Source organism: Paenibacillus sp. FSL H7-0326 (genome assembly GCF_001955535.1).
Classification (GTDB): domain Bacteria; phylum Bacillota; class Bacilli; order Paenibacillales; family Paenibacillaceae; genus Paenibacillus; species Paenibacillus shunpengii.
The window spans coordinates 1,765,421-1,782,269 of sequence record NZ_MPVN01000001.1 but is presented as its reverse complement, the minus strand read 5'-3'; the positions used below and the strand labels follow the sequence as shown (position 1 = coordinate 1,782,269).

At 48.3% G+C, this 16,849-nt stretch carries 14 protein-coding genes; 11 read left to right on the top strand and 3 right to left on the bottom strand.

The window, feature by feature from the left end; all coding sequences use genetic code 11:
• The first annotated feature begins 37 nt into the window (after nucleotides 1-37).
• The 7 genes from BK126_RS08705 to BK126_RS08675 all read left to right on the top strand — a co-directional run bounded on the left by BK126_RS08705 (nucleotide 38) and on the right by BK126_RS08675 (nucleotide 8,684).
• Nucleotides 38-1,186, top strand: coding sequence for a hypothetical protein (locus BK126_RS08705; RefSeq protein WP_076312163.1), 1,149 nt, complete (start codon nucleotides 38-40; stop codon nucleotides 1,184-1,186).
• Complete coding sequence (locus BK126_RS08700) at nucleotides 1,183-2,154, top strand: ABC transporter ATP-binding protein (protein WP_076312162.1); 972 nt, start codon at nucleotides 1,183-1,185, stop codon at nucleotides 2,152-2,154. The genes BK126_RS08705 and BK126_RS08700 overlap by 4 nt, the downstream gene beginning before the upstream one ends.
• Nucleotides 2,151-3,035: an ABC transporter permease subunit gene (locus BK126_RS08695; protein ID WP_076312161.1), complete on the top strand. Its 885-nt coding sequence runs from the start codon at nucleotides 2,151-2,153 to the stop codon at nucleotides 3,033-3,035. The genes BK126_RS08700 and BK126_RS08695 overlap by 4 nt, the downstream gene beginning before the upstream one ends.
• Nucleotides 3,036-3,298: 263 nt before the next feature.
• The gene (locus tag BK126_RS08690; protein WP_076312160.1) at nucleotides 3,299-4,075 is read left to right on the top strand and encodes an ABC transporter permease; all 777 of its coding nucleotides are present in this window, start codon (nucleotides 3,299-3,301) and stop codon (nucleotides 4,073-4,075) included.
• Nucleotides 4,072-4,881, top strand: coding sequence for an ABC transporter permease (locus BK126_RS08685; protein WP_177178797.1), 810 nt, complete (start codon nucleotides 4,072-4,074; stop codon nucleotides 4,879-4,881). Before BK126_RS08690 ends, BK126_RS08685 begins: the two co-directional genes overlap by 4 nt.
• A gap of 17 nt (nucleotides 4,882-4,898) precedes the next feature.
• Nucleotides 4,899-5,879: an ABC transporter ATP-binding protein gene (locus BK126_RS08680; protein ID WP_076312159.1), complete on the top strand. Its 981-nt coding sequence runs from the start codon at nucleotides 4,899-4,901 to the stop codon at nucleotides 5,877-5,879.
• A gap of 423 nt (nucleotides 5,880-6,302) precedes the next feature.
• A complete protein-coding gene (locus tag BK126_RS08675; RefSeq protein WP_076312158.1) occupies nucleotides 6,303-8,684 on the top strand; it encodes a glycoside hydrolase family 95 protein in 2,382 nt (793 codons plus the stop codon).
• Between the two features lie 72 nt (nucleotides 8,685-8,756).
• Here BK126_RS08675 and lpxA read toward each other — a convergent pair whose 3' ends face one another.
• The 3 genes from lpxA to lpxC are packed head-to-tail and all read right to left on the bottom strand — an operon-like array spanning nucleotide 8,757 to nucleotide 11,445.
• Nucleotides 8,757-9,560 (bottom strand): acyl-ACP--UDP-N-acetylglucosamine O-acyltransferase, encoded by an 804-nt coding sequence (lpxA, locus tag BK126_RS08670; RefSeq protein WP_076312157.1) that lies wholly within the window; start codon nucleotides 9,558-9,560, stop codon nucleotides 8,757-8,759.
• Between the two features lie 3 nt (nucleotides 9,561-9,563).
• Nucleotides 9,564-10,595 carry a UDP-3-O-(3-hydroxymyristoyl)glucosamine N-acyltransferase gene (gene lpxD, locus BK126_RS08665; RefSeq protein ID WP_076312156.1) on the bottom strand — a complete coding sequence of 344 codons (1,032 nt, stop codon included), beginning with the start codon at nucleotides 10,593-10,595 and terminating at the stop codon, nucleotides 9,564-9,566.
• Between the two features lie 16 nt (nucleotides 10,596-10,611).
• Nucleotides 10,612-11,445 carry a UDP-3-O-acyl-N-acetylglucosamine deacetylase gene (gene lpxC / locus BK126_RS08660; RefSeq protein WP_076312155.1) on the bottom strand — a complete coding sequence of 278 codons (834 nt, stop codon included), beginning with the start codon at nucleotides 11,443-11,445 and terminating at the stop codon, nucleotides 10,612-10,614.
• 206 nt (nucleotides 11,446-11,651) lie between these two features.
• On the opposite strand from lpxC, the gene BK126_RS08655 reads away from it, so the two are divergent.
• From BK126_RS08655 to BK126_RS08640, 4 genes are all read left to right on the top strand, one after another.
• Complete coding sequence (locus tag BK126_RS08655) at nucleotides 11,652-14,219, top strand: rhamnogalacturonan lyase (RefSeq protein ID WP_076312154.1); 2,568 nt, start codon at nucleotides 11,652-11,654, stop codon at nucleotides 14,217-14,219.
• A gap of 306 nt (nucleotides 14,220-14,525) precedes the next feature.
• Nucleotides 14,526-15,269: an amino acid ABC transporter substrate-binding protein gene (locus BK126_RS08650; protein ID WP_090726409.1), complete on the top strand. Its 744-nt coding sequence runs from the start codon at nucleotides 14,526-14,528 to the stop codon at nucleotides 15,267-15,269.
• Nucleotides 15,270-15,385: 116 nt separating this feature from the next.
• Nucleotides 15,386-16,045 carry an amino acid ABC transporter permease gene (locus BK126_RS08645; protein ID WP_047913447.1) on the top strand — a complete coding sequence of 220 codons (660 nt, stop codon included), beginning with the start codon at nucleotides 15,386-15,388 and terminating at the stop codon, nucleotides 16,043-16,045.
• A 19-nt stretch (nucleotides 16,046-16,064) separates the two neighbouring features.
• Nucleotides 16,065-16,814 (top strand): amino acid ABC transporter ATP-binding protein, encoded by a 750-nt coding sequence (locus BK126_RS08640; protein ID WP_081872695.1) that lies wholly within the window; start codon nucleotides 16,065-16,067, stop codon nucleotides 16,812-16,814.
• The last annotated feature ends 35 nt before the right edge of the window (nucleotides 16,815-16,849 follow it).

Sequence of the window (16,849 nt, the reverse complement as noted above, 5' to 3'; positions counted from 1 at the left end):
TCATACCAATTAGCATAGTAAGGAGTTGAACGTGCACATGACATCAAAGCCGAACGGAAAAGACGAGAACAAGCAGCTTGAAGATGCTTGGAACAAGCTGGCGTCAAGGCTTGAAGAAGAAGAAATGAGCCCCAAGTGGTCAGCATGGTCCATGGAGCGTGGAAACGGGCCTAAGGCAGCACATCCATTAAAGGAAGATGTATTAAAAGGTGTATTAAAAAATGAAATCAGGGGAGAGAGATACGATATGACGGATCATCAGAATCAGGAGAAGCAGACCGCTGTTGTAAAGAAAAAGCATCATATGAAAAAGCCGGTTAAGAAGTGGCTCAGCATAGCAACGGCGGCGGCTGTGGCAGGAGTCATGATCGCGACTCCGCTCGGAGATAAGGCGCTTGCCGCGATACTAAACCAATTCCGTATGGATGAGGTGACGGTAGTTAATGAAGGAGATGTTATGGACTTCTTCAACTCAGTATCTGGAGGAAGCAATTCATCGGACTTTATCAACAAGCATGGTTCGTTTAAGAATGCATATGGACCTGAACTCAACAATGAAAAATTAAGCTTACAAGAGATTGAAGAGCTAACCGGGCTCACAGCATATGAGAATGATATTTTCAATGTAGAAAGTTATTATGCATTTACCTCACAGACGATTACGATGAAACTGAACATTAATGAAGTTAACACGACAATGGCGCGGCTTGGTGCCAAGGAATTAATGCCTGAATCTCTCGATGGGAAGCCAATTACGTTCCATATCCCAGCGACGCTGCATCAATATTACCATGCAGATACAGATGGAGAGGAGCTGTACGCTTCGTTATCTCAACAGAAGCTTCCATCAGTAGAGGTTGATCCTTCTGTCTCAGTAGAGGAAGCAGTCAAGGCAGTGCTGGACTTCCCGATGCTGCCAGATAATCTGAAGACAGCGATTAAATCAGACAGTATCTTGTCTGGCAAGCTTCCAATGCCAGTGTTTACGGATGGAGATACCGAGAAGGTAGAAGTGAAGGAAGTGCCGGTCGTTATTGTTGAACAAGATTATGTATCTTCAACTGGGAAGCCTGTTTATACAGCTACATGGACGCAAGACGGTGTATTGTTCAATTTGTCCGGCGACTCGTTGTTTGATTCCAAAGACAAACTGCTCGCACAGGTGGAGGAGATGATTACGGAATGACGGCCGCCATTCACACCGAAGGTTTAACCAAACAATTTAGCAACGGACGCGGCTGCCGTGACGTATCCATTACGGTCCAGGAAGGGGAAGCCTTTGGCTTCCTCGGACCGAATGGAGCAGGCAAGAGTACTTTCGTTAAGATGCTGGTAGGGCTTACCTATCCAACGGGCGGCAGTGCATCGATCTTTGGACATCCGATTCACTCCGTTGAAGCAAAAGGACAAATTGGCTATCTGCCTGAGCTGTTCCGCTATCAAGAGTGGTTGACCGGCGAAGAGGTCATGAAGCTTCATGCCAAGCTGTGCGGTGTTAGCTCTTCCGATGCGAAGCGGCGCATTCCTGAGCTGCTGGATGAGGTTGGACTTGGCAGCCGGGGCAAAGGCAAGGTAAAGGATTATTCCAAAGGGATGCAGCAGCGGCTCGGACTCGCAGCAGCGCTCGTAAGCGATCCGAAGCTGATCTTCCTGGACGAGCCTTCCTCCGCACTTGATCCGGTCGGACGCAAGGAGGTTCGCTCCATATTGCAACGACTGAAGGCTCAGGGAAAGACGATATTTCTGAATTCCCACATGCTTGAAGATGTCGAAGCCGTGTGTGATCAGATTGCGCTGTTAAACAACGGGGAGATTTTACGTACCGGCGATGTGGGCTCTGTCCTGCAACAGCGGATCACTTATCGGTTTAAAGTGGGTGGCTATACGCCAGTGATCCTGACCTGGCTGCAGGAAGAGACCGGGATTGAGATACAGGTGGACAGTAAGACGGCAGGTTCGTTGCCTGCTTCTCAAGAACAGCACTCCACCTGGCTTGTCGCTGAGCTCGATAACGAGGAGCAGGCAGGCTGGATCAACTCCCTCATTATGGAGCAGGGGATGACACTCTATGAAGTGAACAGAGTAACCGGCAAGCTGGAGGATTGGTTCCTTACCGCCGTATCGGGACTTAGCCATCGGGGGGAACACGAATGATACTGATTATGAATATGACCTGGAAAGAAATGCTGCGCAAGCGTGTCATGATCCTTGCAGGCATTCTTTCCATTCTGTTTCTGGTTGCTTATTGGTTTATTGGAGCAGCGATTGCTGACAGCAATCGGTCCAGTGGCTTTATGTCAGGAAGTAACTTAATCACAGACTATGCCAGCGGTGTATTGATGATGATGATCGGTTTTTTCTTCGCTGGATTTGTTGTGGCACTACTGTCTATCTTCAGTTCCTTCTCCTCCATAGCAGGTGAGGCCGAGCAGGGTGTTATGCAAGCTCTTCTGCCAAGACCTATCCCAAGATGGAAATTTTATATCGGCAGATGGCTTGGTTATGTATCCTTGCTATTGTGTTATACACTCGTGCTCTACACAGCCATTATGATTATTACAGATATTCATGCAGCAATTCCGCAGGATCCAATGGTTCATATTCAGGCTTTCTCATTGTATGCGCTGGTCATTGTACTGCTGATCTCGTTGACCATGCTTGGCTCAACAAGGTTCTCTTCGCTTGGAAATGGCGTGTTTATGACGATGCTGTTTGGCGCGGGCTGGCTTGGCGGTATGCTTGAGAAGATTCGAAGCATAGGGATCATTGATATCATGGATGCGGAGGTAGCTGTCAAGCTGTCCAATATCTCTGGACTGATGTCGATGCTGATGCCTGTCGATGCGCTTCAACGAAAAATGCTGCACGGTTTAATTGGAATGGATGAGCTAGGCGGGCTTGTCGATATCAGCGGCATGGTAGCCGAATTTTTTGTTGGTGATCCGCCTTCTGGCACATTTGTTGTGTATGCTCTTATCTACACGGCCATCGTATTCGTCTGGGGCATTCTGCGCTTCCAGCGTAAGGATCTGTAAATTGATCCGTTCAGTTCAATAAGTGGTTCGTAATTAGATCGTTGCAAAAAGACCATCGCGAAGAACGACGAAGCGGTAATCCTTCCCGTTGCAGGGAAGATCGTTATTGATTCGGATTCTTCCCGAGGGTCTTTTTGTCGATTAAAAAGTAATTGCCTAAAATGGATCGTTTTGGTATGATAGTGTCCTTCTCTCGCATTTCACCTTGTCTGAAGTGGACGTATGGATCAGCGTCTCATCAAGCTTATCGGAGGTGTATCAAATTGCTCTATTTCACCCTGGCTCGAAAGGCCTATGCAAGAAACCTGCAATATCGCGGTGCACATATGGTGCACAACATTGCCAGCGTTATGTTCGGCTACTTGTATGCCTGTATCTGGATCGGCATCGGTCGTGACAATGCGCTCGGTGAATACGGAACCTACGGGATGGTCAGTTACATTGCGTTCACGCAAGCGTCTTTGTGGGTTACGACATTCTTAACGAGTGGACTCGGTATCCCTGAAACCGTACGGACAGGGCATATTGCCATGGATTTAATGCGGCCTGTCCACTTGTTCATGCATCTGATGAGCCGGGAATGGGGACAGGTGCTGTACCAGTTTATATTCAAATCCATTCCGATCTACCTCGTTTATCTCATTGCATTCAACCTGCAGCTTCCTACAGATGGTATGACTTACATATGGACAGCAATGAGTCTGCTTGGAGCTGCCTACATGGGAATATGCATCAATTACATCATTGGTGCTACAGCCATGTGGACGACGGAGTCGGCTTGGCTGCAGTGGACTCATCATGCACTCGTCAATTTGCTTGCCGGCTTCTTCATTCCCATTGAGTGGCTGCCGGAATGGCTGCAAACCGTCGCCTGGCTCTCACCTTATCCTTATCTTCTGTATGTACCCACCCGAATTTATCTTGGATACCCGGATGCTCATCTGCTTGCCGGTACCGTGGTATGGGGTGTGCTGCTCACCTTGCTTGGATTCCTCGCGACCTATTTTCTGAGACGAAAAGTGGAGGTGCAGGGCGGATGAAGCAGAACAAGCTGACAGCATACTTTGAACTCTATTCTCTTCTCATCCGTACCAGCGTCAAAAGCTCCATGCAGTACAAATTTAATTTCTTTCTAGGCTCCTTGCTTGCCGCGCTCATTCAAATTGCGGAATTTCTCATGATTGCCATCGTTCTGAACCGATTCGGAGCCATTCAAGGCTGGTCCATCTATGAAGTCGGGTATTTGTTTGCCATGATGACCTTATCCAAAACGGTGTACCGCTCACTTGCCAATGAAGTGCACCATCTGGAGAGATATCTGGTCAGCGGGGACATGGATCAGCTGCTCACCAGGCCGCTGCCCGTGTTGTTCACGTTATTGCCTCAGCGCTTCCGGATTATGCTTGGTGAATGGCTGCAGGGAGGTTTTGTATTCGGCTGGTCAATATACGGCATGATGAACTCGGGACAGATCAGCTGGGTTGCCATCCCGCAGTCACTGTTTGTCATTCTTACCGGATCGGTCATCTTGTTCTCCATCGGTCTTGCTACGGCTACGCTCGGATTTTGGACGACACGGATCAGCGAGCTGCAGACGTTTACTGAGGACGCAGCCGGAACGGCGGCAAGGTATCCCATATCACTGTACCCTAACTGGCTTGCTTCGCTGCTCCTGGTAGTCCTTCCTGTGGGACTGGTCAATTATGTACCGGCACTTTACATTTTACGCGGTGAGGTCGGACCTTGGGTGCTTGGACTCGTTCTGGGTGCGGCATTAGTGTGCTTGATGGTAAGCCTCAGGTTCTGGAGTTTTGGCATAACGAAATATCAGAGCACAGGAAGCTAAAGGAGGAATCGCTCACAATGATTGAAGTTCAGCAGCTGCACAAAGAATTTAAAATACCAATTGTACAGGAAGGCAGGTTCTCTGGCCTGCGTACCTTTTTCTCCAGGCAATATCATGTAAAAAAAGCAGTGACCAACATCAGCTTCACAATTCAACCGGGTGAATTTGTCGGTTATATTGGTCCGAACGGTGCCGGGAAATCGACAACCATCAAGATGCTGACCGGCATTCTTCATCCGAGCGCAGGTAAGGTAACGGTGAGCGGGATGAACCCGCATGAACAGCGCAGACAGGTCGTCAGAAGACTGGGTGTCGTATTCGGACAGCGCAGTCAGCTGTGGTGGGATCTGCCCGTCCGGGACAGCTATGATATTCTTGCCAAGATGTACCGGGTGGAGGATACCGATAAGAAGAGGCGTATCGATCAATTCTCCGAGCTTCTGGATCTGAAGGAATTCTGGGATACACCGGTGCGCAAGCTGTCGCTTGGACAGCGGATGAGGGCAGACCTCGGAGCAGCCATGCTGCATGAACCGGACATTCTGTTTCTGGATGAGCCGACGATCGGTCTTGATGTCAATGCCAAGCGAAATATTCGATCCTTCCTGAAGCTGCTTAATGAGGAGCTCGGCAAAACGATCCTGCTAACAACCCATGATATGGACGACATTGAGCAGCTGTGCAGCCGGGTGATGGTGATTAACCATGGACAGCTTACTTATGATGGAACGGTTCAATCTTTGCGCGATAATATCGGACTTCCTACAATTATTAAAGTATCGTATCGGGGAGCGTGCTCTATCCCTCCATCTGCAGACGTGCATAACCATCCTATGATGAAGTTGTCACAGATCACGGAGAATACGATTACCGTTGAAGCCAATCGAAACAAGATCACCACCATGGAGATATTGAAGGAGCTGGGTGAATGGGGTGAGATTGAAGACGTGGAGATGCAGGAACCGGATTTTGAAGATGTGATTCATAAAGTATATTGAAGTGTCATAACACGAAATTTCATTTAAAAAAGAGGATCTCCCACAGCAGTAAGGCAGGGGATCCTCTTTTTACATTACATAGACCACTTATACGATCAAAGAGTTCTATAATGATGATTCACGCTCATACTTGTTGCTGCCGGGCAGGCGTTTAATTTTGTTCCAAGCGTCAATGGCTTCCTTTCGACTCTTTCAACAGGATTGTTCAACATTTAGGGCTTGCTTTTTTGTCACTTTTTTAGGACGATAACAGAGGAGAGTAGAATCCGCTTTCATCTCTTAATAGAAGAGTAGAATCAAGCATTAGTGAAGCAGGATAGCAAGATTTCTAAAACGTTTTAGGTCAATTATAAGGAAGTAGGATGATGGCACCCCTTGCACACCTATTTCGGTATAAAAAAATACAAGCTTGGAGGAAAGCACATGTTCTTAACGTACAATCGTCCGGCCAAGGAATGGACGGAAGCTCTTCCCATCGGAAATGGTAGAATGGGCGCCATGGTATTTGGGCGGATGGAGCTGGAGAGACTGCAGCTGAATGAAGACACGTTATGGTCTGGTCCACCGAAGGAAACGAATAATCCGGAGTCTCTTGAAGTATTGCCTGAGGTACGCCGGTTGCTCAAGGAAGGCAAGTATGCAGAAGCGGACAAGCTAAGCAAGAAAATGATGGGTGCTTATACTCAGTCGTATCTCCCCTTCGGTGATCTGAACATCAGCTTTGATCACGGAGATATCGGCTGGAATTACAAACGCACATTGGAGCTGAATGAAGGCGTGGCTACGACTCAGTTCCAAATCGGGGAGACGGTGTATACCCGCGAAGTATTCGCCTCCTATCCAGATCAAATTATTGCCATGCGGATGGAGTCCAGCATCCCAGGAAGATTAGGGTTTAAGGCAAGCTTTAGCAGCTTACTTCGACATGAGCAGTCTTCCGATGGAGATCACGCCGTTCTATCTGGATATGCACCAGAAGTAGTGCACCCCAGCTATTATCCTGCGGATAATCCGATCCGATATGGTAAATCTGGAGAAACGGATGCCATGCGTTTTGAAGGAAGAATTGCAGTAATCCATGAAGGCGGGACATCCAAGGTGGATGCATCAGGTATTCGTATAGTGGATGCAGACAGCGCTACTATATACTTGAGTATGGCAACCAGCTTTAATGGTTATGATCGTTCACCGGGTAAAGACGGCAAGGATGAATCGGCCTGTGCGAAGGAGCATCTGGATAACGCACTGAAGTACAATTATACAGAGCTCCGCGCACGCCATGTAGAAGATTACCAAAGACTGTATCAACGGGTGGAGCTGGATCTCGGACCCGGGCTTGCACCAGCAGATCTGCCGACAGATGAGCGCATTGTAGAATTTGGAGGGAAGGATCCTTATCTGGTGAATCTTCTCTTCCAATACGGTCGTTACCTGATGATATCCAGCTCCAGACCAGGAAGTCAGCCTGCGAACCTTCAGGGCATTTGGAACCATGAAACGAGAGCGCCATGGAGCAGTAATTATACACTGAATATTAATGCAGAGATGAACTACTGGCCGGCGGAGACGGCCAATCTGTCCGAATGCCATGAGCCGTTGATTGATCTGATTCAGCGTCTGTCCGTCAACGGTAAGAAGACGGCAGAGATTCATTATGGCACAAGAGGCTGGACGGCTTCCCACAATACCGATCTGTGGGGACATACAGCTCCTGTTGGAAACTTCGGGCATGGCGATCCGGTGTGGGCGCTGTGGCAAATGGGCGGGGTATGGCTCTGCCAGCACTTGTATGAGCATTATGTGTTTACGAAGGATGAGGATTTCCTAAGAAATACAGCGTATCCGATCATGAAGGACGCCGCGCTCTTCTGCCTGGATTGGCTCATTCCAGATGAGAACGGGATGCTCGTGACCGCACCTTCTACCTCGCCGGAGCATCGCTACAGAATCGACGGTGAGCTGTATGGGGTGACAACCGCAGCGACCATGGATCTTGCTCTTATGTATGATTTGTTCACCAATATTGCTGAGGTGAGCGAAGTCTTGGGAGAAGATGCTGCATTTGCGCAAGAGGTCCTTGCAGCCAGAGATCAGCTGCCGCCGCTGAGAATCGGCAAATATGGTCAGCTGCAGGAGTGGCTCCATGATTATGAGGATGAAGATGTTCACCATAGACATGTATCCCATCTATTTGGGGTATATCCTGGACGCCAAATTACCGAGGGGCTTGCACCGGAGCTTCTTCAGGCTGCACGCGTATCACTGGAGAGACGCGGTGACGGTGGGACAGGCTGGAGCCTTGGCTGGAAGGTTGGTCTGTGGGCACGATTCCAGGATGGAGATCGGGCGCACCGACTTGTGTCCAATCTGCTTCAGCTCGTTCGTGACGGCTCCGAAAGATACGAGAGCGGCGGGGTGTACCCGAACTTGTTCGACGCACATCCACCATTCCAAATCGACGGTAACTTTGCGGCAACCTCAGGCATCATTGAGCTGCTGCTTCAATCACATCAAGGCTATGTAGAACTTCTTCCTGCTCTGCCGCAGGCTTGGGAGAAAGGTTCAATCCGTGGACTTCGTGCTAGGGGCGGCTATGAGGTTGATCTTGCATGGGAAGGCGGACAGCTGTCTGCAGCTGAGATTCGTTCCGATCATGATGGAGTGTGTGGGGTTCGGACGAGAGCTGCCGTCATTAGGATAACCAATAAAGCCGGCGAAGAAGTACAGGCAGAGGTCAAGGAGAACGGAGTTCTGGTCTTCCCTGTACAAGCTGGAGGAGCTTATATCCTCAGCATTCAGGGATAGAAGTAAGAACGGGCTATACAGAAAAAACGCCGACAACATCGGCGTTTTTTCTGTTACACCTCTATAATCATTTTACATAGGACGCGTTCCTATTCTTGCGATGCCTCTGTTGGATTTCTTCAAGAACGCAATGGTGTGTTCTTTAAACACGCTTTGAGGCAAATGCTCTATGGCATCCTGTGCAAGGGCCAGCGTCAGATTCTTGCGGAACAGGAGGGAATGAATTTGCTTGATCATTCGAATGTCGTCCCCGGACATGCCTTTGCGTCTTAAGCCGATGAGGTTGAGGCCGTAGATCCTGGCATGATCGCCGCTCGCGAGTGAATAGGGGACGATATCCTGAGTGACACAGCTCCCGACGCCAATCATGGAATATGCGCCAATCTTGCAATGTTGATGAACACCAACCAAGCCGCCAAGCGTGACCTCGTCCTCGATCTCCACATGACCTGCAATCTGAACACTGTTGGAAATGACGATATGATTCCCCAAGGCTACATCATGTGCAACATGAACATAGTTCATTATAAAATTATGATTCCCTACCCGTGTGACTCCGCCGCCGGAATCTGTTCCTTTGGCAATCGTTGCATACTCTCGAATCGTATTATAATCCCCGATGATCAGCTGCGTTTCCTCACCGTTATATTTAAGATCCTGGGGAGGGGAGCCGATAATGGCGCCCTGGTATACATGATTGTATTCACCCAGTGTGGTATTTGAACCGATTCGCACATGGCTTTCAATGGTACATCCATTTCCTATCCTTACGTGTTCCTCGATGATGCAGTAAGGGCCGATCTCGACTTGATCTCCAATAACAGCGGTCGGATGAATGATCGCAGTAGGATGAACCGTTGTAGTAGGGAGAGCCATGGTTTATTCCTCCTTCGTCAGCTTCTTTATGCTCTTCTCTAAGGAGTCTATTCGAGTGCTGAATTTCTTCAATGTATGGGGAAGACGTTCAATAGCGGCTTGCTTTCTCAGTTGTTCATGGTGGGGACGGGCATAGTAGCCCGAAATGATCGAATGTGCAGGTAAGTCCTTTGTAATGTTTGACTTGCCCAAAATCGTGGAGTGAGCCCCGATGGTGAGGTGACCAACGACTGCAGATCCACCGGCCAGCACGACATGATCCCCGATGGAAGCTGAACCTGCAATTGCAGTTGTACCTGCGATAATACAGTGTTTGCCGATGTGTACGTTGTGAGCAATCTGGACCAGATTGTCGATCTTCGTGCCCCTTTCGATAATAGTGGGGTCGATTGTTCCACGGTCTATCGTTGTATTGGCACCGATCTCGACATCATCATGAATGACAACATTGCCGGCATGAGGAATTTTTACATGCTGCTGACCATCCCACTCATAGCCGAATCCATCAGAGCCAATAACGGCACCGGAATGAATAATGACGTTGCTCCCGATACAGGTATCTCTCAGAATCGTGACATGAGGATGAATGAAGCAATGATCTCCAATCGTAACATTTTCGCCAATAAAACAGTTCGAGGAGATCAGGGTTCCCTCACCAATCGATACGTTCTCTTTGACAACGGTACCTTCATCAATCTGTGTACTTTCCCCGGCTTGAAGTGAACAATCGACCATCGCAGAAAAGATCAGACCGTTTGCTCTGGTAGCCTGATGAAATAGGTTCATAACATGAACAAAGGCCAGCCGGGGGTTTTTTACCCGAATACCAGGCAGGTGCGCATCGGTAAGCTTCTCGGGAACCACGATGGCTGAGGCACGGCAGTCTGTTAATTTGCTTATATTTTTCTCCGTTACATAAGTGATTTGTCCACTCTCTGCACTGGATAAGGAAGCGATGCTATGTATGGTCACTTCTCCGTCACCGATTAACTCTCCATTCAGTTCCTGTGCAATGGCTTTAAGCTTGTACTCCATCTTTGCTATCTCCTTATTAATGTAGATTATTCATGATCTCCCGTGCCAAAAGAGTATTCAGACGGTGGGAAGTTCGCACGCCTCTAACTTGGGCTAGAACTGGAGGCGCCAGTGCCAGATCACCCATCACATCGAGCAGCTTGTGGCGGGCAAATTCATCCGGGTAGCGCAAGTCCGACAAAATTCGGCTGTTTCCGATGAGTACTGCGTTGTCCATGGATGCGCCTTGGATTAGGCCTTTGCTTCTTAGAAGGTTTACTTCTTGTTCAAAGCCGAAGGTGCGTGCCGGAGAAATTTCACTTCGGTAATCGTGGATGGCTGGGTTGAAGTAAGCAATCTGATTCGTCAAAAAGGGGAGCTCGTGATCATTCGTAAACTGGATTTCATAGCTTATCTCTTCGGAAGGAATGGCTTCCAGATACGAACGGCCGATCTGTACCCGGACGGCTTTGGTTAAGCGCATGTATTTCTTGAGGGCATGCTGCTCTACGAGTCCGGTCTCGGCGATTCTGTCGCTGATCATTACAGAGCTGCCGTCGAGGACGGGGATCTCTTCACCATCTGCTTCAATGATGGCATTATCAACTCCCATGCCGCGAAGGGCTGACATAACATGCTCGACCATTGAAATGGAATAGTGATGTCCATTAGTGAGCTGTGTACAACGATCCGTCGATGATACATGATGCGGCACGGCGCTGATGATCTCTACAGGTGATAGATCAGCTCTTCTGAAGAGAATTCCACTGTCAGCTGGAGCAGGATGTATGGTCATGGATGCCGGGATTCCGCTGTGCAGGGTAATGCTGTTCATTTCAATAGGCTGGGCGAGTGTGCGCTGATACTCCATTACATCCTCCTTTCTATTAGAATATTATAGATTAATTATCGAATATTGGTAAATGTTATATGTCTTTTTTGCAACATTTGAGAGATATGAAAATAAGAGAAACACTGATTTTTGAACAATAAACTCTGTTATTTGAATGGTGGTCCGGGAAGGGCATGTCTATAATTTGGGGGTGGCTGATCACTATAGGATGAAGAGGTGTTAAAATGGCATATTTCAATATGGGACTGTTCAAAAAGATCGCTGTGACAGGAATGAGTATGATCTTGATCACTACAGGAGGAATTGCATCCGCAGCTGAAGATGTAAGCAGGAAGGGGAAACCGAGCATGGAACGGCGTATACAAATGGAATATCTGGATCGCGGGCTTATTGCAGTGCCTGCGAATAACGGCGTATTTCTGAGCTGGAGACTGCTCGCTAACGAGGCAACGGGCAGTAATGAAACGGGACTCACGGGTACGGACTTCAATATATACAAGGATGGCAAAAGGATTGCCCAAGTGAGTGACAGTACGAATTATCTTGATCCAGCGGGAGAGACAGATTCCAGCTATTACGTATCTGCCGTTGTGAAAGGCAAAGAAGTCGATCAGAGTGAGGCCGTTATTCCGTGGGGGAATTCTTATTATGATCTTCCGCTCCAGAAGCCGAAGGACGGTGTTACACCAGCGGGTGAAGCTTACACTTATTCAGCTAACGACATGAGTGTTGGGGACGTGGATGGGGACGGCAGGCTCGAGTATTTTGTGAAATGGGAGCCGAGTAATGCGAAGGACGTCTCCCAAGTCGGCTATACAGGCAACACTTATATTGACGCTTATACTTATGAAGGCAGACTGCTGTATCGCATAGATCTGGGTGTCAATATCCGCTCGGGAGCGCATTATACTCAGTTCCTTGTATATGACTTCGATGGGGATGGTAAAGCCGAGCTTATGTTCAAGACTGCTCCGGGTACCAAGACTCTTCGTTATAATGCCCAAGGTGATGTCATATCTGAGCGGTATATTACGATGCTGAAGGAAGACCTTACCGCTGGCTACTCTAATGAAGATGATTATAGACTTGGCGCGGAGGGCTACTATGAACATATCGTTGATATGTTTATGAACTGGCATGAATATGAGGAGGTTAAGGATGGAAGCTGGCCGCAAACGCTCGAGGAAGCCTTCGGAATCGATCCAGCATATGACTATCCTTTATCCCGGGAAGATGCGGGGCATCTAGCTGATCACTTTATGGATGTGTTTGCTCCTTCCAAGGACGCCAATCGGAATAAATTGCGTCAATTTGAAGGTTTTATATTATCGGGTCCCGAGTATTTGAGCGTATTTGAAGGAGAGAGCGGAGCAGAACTTCAGACCATTCGTTACAAGCCGGGTCGGTATGATGATGGACTGCGCTGGGGAGATTACGCGATGAACCGAATCGAGCCGGGTAACCGGGTGGATCGCTTTCTCTCGGGTGTAGCTTATTTGGACGGAGAACAGCCCTATGCGGTATTTGCGAGAGGCTACTATACCCGGACAACCCTGGTCTCATACAGCTGGGACGGGAACAATCTGAATGAACATTGGTACGTAGATAGTGGATGGACACCGATGACGAATCCGTTCAGAGATGGTCCGCATGGTAGAGCAGGTACAGATCCTGAGTACGGGCAGATTACAACGCAAGGAGCTCATTCAATCAGCGTAGCGGATGTAGATGGTGACGGCAAGCAGGAGATTGTATATGGCTCGGCTACCATTGATCATGATGGTTCTGTCTTGTCGAATTCGTCGGCTGTGATGCCGCCGCAAAGCGCCAATCCTGGAGCTGTAGCAGGCTTGGGACATGGAGATGCACTGCATGTTGCTAATATTGATCCAGCTCGCGAAGGTCTTGAAGTGTATATGGTGCATGAAGGCGGGGCCTATGCTCCCTATGGATATGCGCTTAGAGATGCGAGGACAGGTGAGGTTATCTACGGCGCTTATACCGGACGTGATACCGGACGCGGCATGATTGGAGATGTAGATCCGGATCATCCGGGACTTGAAACATGGGCTGTCGGACTATACACAGCAGCGGGTCAGAAGATTAGTGACACGGCCCCGGGTACAAACATGAGCATCAAATGGTCCAAGGATATGACGACCCAGCTCATAAACGGCTCATTAGAGAATACGCCGACCATTGATGATTGGAAAAAAGGAACGGTGCTGACTGCAGAAGGAACCCGTACAAATAATCATACGAAGGGCACGCCGTCCCTTGTGGCGGATGTGTTTGGCGATTGGCGGGAAGAGATGTTAGTCCGTACGGCAGATAGCAGCGCCATCCGTATTTATTCCAATACGGAAGTGACAAGTCACAAGCTGCACACCCTGCTGCATGATCCGCAATATCGTGCAGGTGTAGCTACGCAGAATACGGGCTATAATCAGCCGGTGTATACAAGTTACTATTTTGCGTCCGATATGGATTTTGCTCAGGTGAAGCTTCCGAATCTATCCATTGCCGGGCTGCTGCCTGTGCTTGAGCAATTGCATAATCAATACGTAGAAGAAGGAGATTTGTCAGGAAATGTGGTGAAGCAGCTGGCCAATACGCTAAAACAAGCAGTGCATCATTATAATAAAGGAGCTTATAGGCAAGCATCTTCCTTCCTGGAAAAATATATGGCACAGCTGGACAAGCGAGGCGGCAAGGACAAGATTAGCGAGCGGGCAAGGCTGAACCTGACTCATCATGCCGAGCTGTTGTTGGATGAATGGAAGCAGAAATAAGGTAGTGAATATAAGGTACCCCATGGTCGGGATGGACAACAGCGTCCATCCGCAATACATGGGGTTATTTTTTATGTGGAAGTAATCCCTGGATCAATGATCTGTCTATCCACAATCTCAGCCCCATTTCAACAGATTTCAACAAATTTCATCAATGCAGTGGCGTAATCTCTCATCCTGTGGTATGATGTTTTCATTCTGCTAATATGGTAGCGGACTAAAGCGTTTGGAAATGGATGCAATTTATTCTATATTTAATATACATCTAGTGGAGGGAAACTCGTGAAAAAGTCAGCATGGCTAATAATGATAAGTATGTTCGTTCTTGTACTGAGCGCCTGCTCAACAAGCGGACAGGATGAGAATACACTCGTCATCGGGATTGATGATAAGTTTGCACCGATGGGATTCCGTGATGAGAGTAATAACATTGTCGGATTTGATATTGATTATGCAGCAGCAGCGGCCGAGAAGATGGGCAAGGAAGTAGAGTTCCAGCCGATTGATTGGTCTTCCAAGGAATCGGAGCTAAGCAGCGGACGCATTGATCTGATCTGGAATGGTTATACCATTACTGATGAGCGCAAAGAGAAGGTGCTGTTCACGAAGCCTTATATGTCAAACAGTCAGGTCGCTGTTGTGCTTGCGGATTCACCACTTGCTTCATTGGAAGAGCTTGAAGGTAAGAATATCGGATTGCAGAAGCTCTCTTCTGCATCGGATGCGCTGAGTGCACACCCGATTAACGAGAAGGTTGGTACGGTATCCGAGTTCCCGGATAATGTACTTGCTCTAAGTGATCTGAAGAGCGGCAGATTGGATGCTGTTATTATAGACGAGGTCGTTGCGAAGTATTACATGTCTCTAGAAGAAGGGACTTACAAGCTGCTGGATGAATCACTGGCTCCTGAAGAATACGGAATCGGTGTGAAAAAAGGAAACGAAGCGCTTCTGAATGAGCTGCAAAGTGCTCTTGACGAGCTGAGTGAAGATGGAACAGCGGCCAGCATCTCCGAGAAATGGTTTGGAGAGGACAAAGTATTAAACTAGGCAATAATAAAAAGATAATATGCTGGAAACCGGGTGATGGTTTTATCCCGGTTTCTTTTACTTCAATGAATGGAATCATGAATCCATAATCCGGATTGTAGGAGTCGAAGATAACGATGAGTTTAGAATATTTGTGGAGTATTACGCTGCCCATGCTGGAAGGGGCAAGAACGACCGTGCTGTTATTTTTTACAGCCATTATATTATCTATACCGCTCGGCTTTGGCATTACTTTAATGGCAAACAGCCGATTTAAGCCGGTGTCCGCAATTGCGCACAGCTATATTTACGTCATGCGCGGCACGCCGCTGCTGCTTCAGCTGCTGTTCTTCTGTTACGGCCTGCCGATGCTTCCGGTGGTCGGAGAGTATCTGGTACTGGATCGCGGCGTTGCGGCCGGAATTGCCTTTGTACTGAATTACGCTGCTTATTTTGCAGAGATCTTCAGAGGCGGGCTGCTGTCGATTGATAAAGGTCAGTATGAAGCTTCACAGGTGCTTGGCTTAAGCAAATGGCAGACAATGATCAGAGTTATTCTGCCCCAGATGATTCGAGTGGTGCTTCCCTCCACAGCGAATGAATCTATAACCCTGGTCAAGGACACCGCGCTTCTCTATGCCGTTGCTGTTCCCGAGGTATTGCACTTTGCACAGACCGCAGTCAATCGGGATGCAACCATTATGCCTTTTGCCGTGGCAGCTGTTGTTTACCTGTTAATGACGCTTGTACTTACTCTCTTCTTTAAAGCGCTGGAGAAGCGGTTTCGGTTTGAATAAACTTTAAAAGGAATGTCGCGTGATGACCAATATGATAGAAGTCGTGAATCTGCAAAAATCGTTTGGAGATTTGCAGGTATTAAAAAAAGTGGATTTTGATGTAAAGCCAGGCGAAGTTATCGCAGTGATCGGGCCGTCAGGCTCAGGCAAGAGTACAATGCTTCGCAGCCTGGTTAACCTCGAATCGGTGAATGGCGGAACGATACGCATCGGGGGAGAGTCACTCGTGAGCGAAGGCAAATATGTGAGTGCACCTGAAATCAAAAGAATTACTTCCCGAATGGGAATGGTATTTCAGCACTTCAATCTGTTTCCGCATCTCACGGTTCAAGGAAATCTGGAGCTTGCTCCCAAAATGGTCAAGAAGGAGAATGCAGCGGCCATTAAACCGCGGGTGGCAGACCTGCTCGCTAAGGTCGGTTTATCGGATAAAGCGAATGTGTATCCGGCTAGCCTGTCCGGTGGTCAGAAGCAGCGTGTTGCCATCGCTCGGGCACTCATGATGAATCCCGAGATTCTCCTGTTCGATGAGCCGACATCGGCGCTTGATCCTGAGCTTACGGGAGAAGTACTGCGGGTTATCCGCAAGCTGGCCGATGAGAACATGACCATGATCATCGTTACGCATGAGATGAATTTTGCGAGAGATGTTGCGGACCGTGTTATATTCATGGATCAAGGTGAGATTGCCGAGGCGGGTACACCCGAGCAGATCTTCGGGAATCCACAGCTTGAACGGACGAAGGCATTTCTTATGCGTAGTGAGTAGCTTGCTGTAAGCCGTGTGATATGAACCAGGATATT

What these genes read in the sequence shown, in the direction of transcription:
- BK126_RS08705 (WP_076312163.1), top strand. Translation starts at nt 38, where the DNA reads ATGACATCAAAGCCGAACGGAAAAGACGAGAACAAGCAGCTTGAAGAT.
- BK126_RS08700 (WP_076312162.1), top strand. Translation starts at nt 1,183, where the DNA reads ATGACGGCCGCCATTCACACCGAAGGTTTAACCAAACAATTTAGCAAC.
- BK126_RS08695 (WP_076312161.1), top strand. Translation starts at nt 2,151, where the DNA reads ATGATACTGATTATGAATATGACCTGGAAAGAAATGCTGCGCAAGCGT.
- BK126_RS08685 (WP_177178797.1), top strand. Translation starts at nt 4,072, where the DNA reads ATGAAGCAGAACAAGCTGACAGCATACTTTGAACTCTATTCTCTTCTC.
- BK126_RS08680 (WP_076312159.1), top strand. Translation starts at nt 4,899, where the DNA reads ATGATTGAAGTTCAGCAGCTGCACAAAGAATTTAAAATACCAATTGTA.
- BK126_RS08675 (WP_076312158.1), top strand. Translation starts at nt 6,303, where the DNA reads ATGTTCTTAACGTACAATCGTCCGGCCAAGGAATGGACGGAAGCTCTT.
- lpxA (WP_076312157.1), bottom strand. Translation starts at nt 9,560, where the DNA reads ATGGCTCTCCCTACTACAACGGTTCATCCTACTGCGATCATTCATCCG.
- lpxD (WP_076312156.1), bottom strand. Translation starts at nt 10,595, where the DNA reads ATGGAGTACAAGCTTAAAGCCATTGCACAGGAACTGAATGGAGAGTTA.
- lpxC (WP_076312155.1), bottom strand. Translation starts at nt 11,445, where the DNA reads ATGGAGTATCAGCGCACACTCGCCCAGCCTATTGAAATGAACAGCATT.
- BK126_RS08655 (WP_076312154.1), top strand. Translation starts at nt 11,652, where the DNA reads ATGGCATATTTCAATATGGGACTGTTCAAAAAGATCGCTGTGACAGGA.
- BK126_RS08650 (WP_090726409.1), top strand. Translation starts at nt 14,526, where the DNA reads ATGATAAGTATGTTCGTTCTTGTACTGAGCGCCTGCTCAACAAGCGGA.
- BK126_RS08645 (WP_047913447.1), top strand. Translation starts at nt 15,386, where the DNA reads ATGAGTTTAGAATATTTGTGGAGTATTACGCTGCCCATGCTGGAAGGG.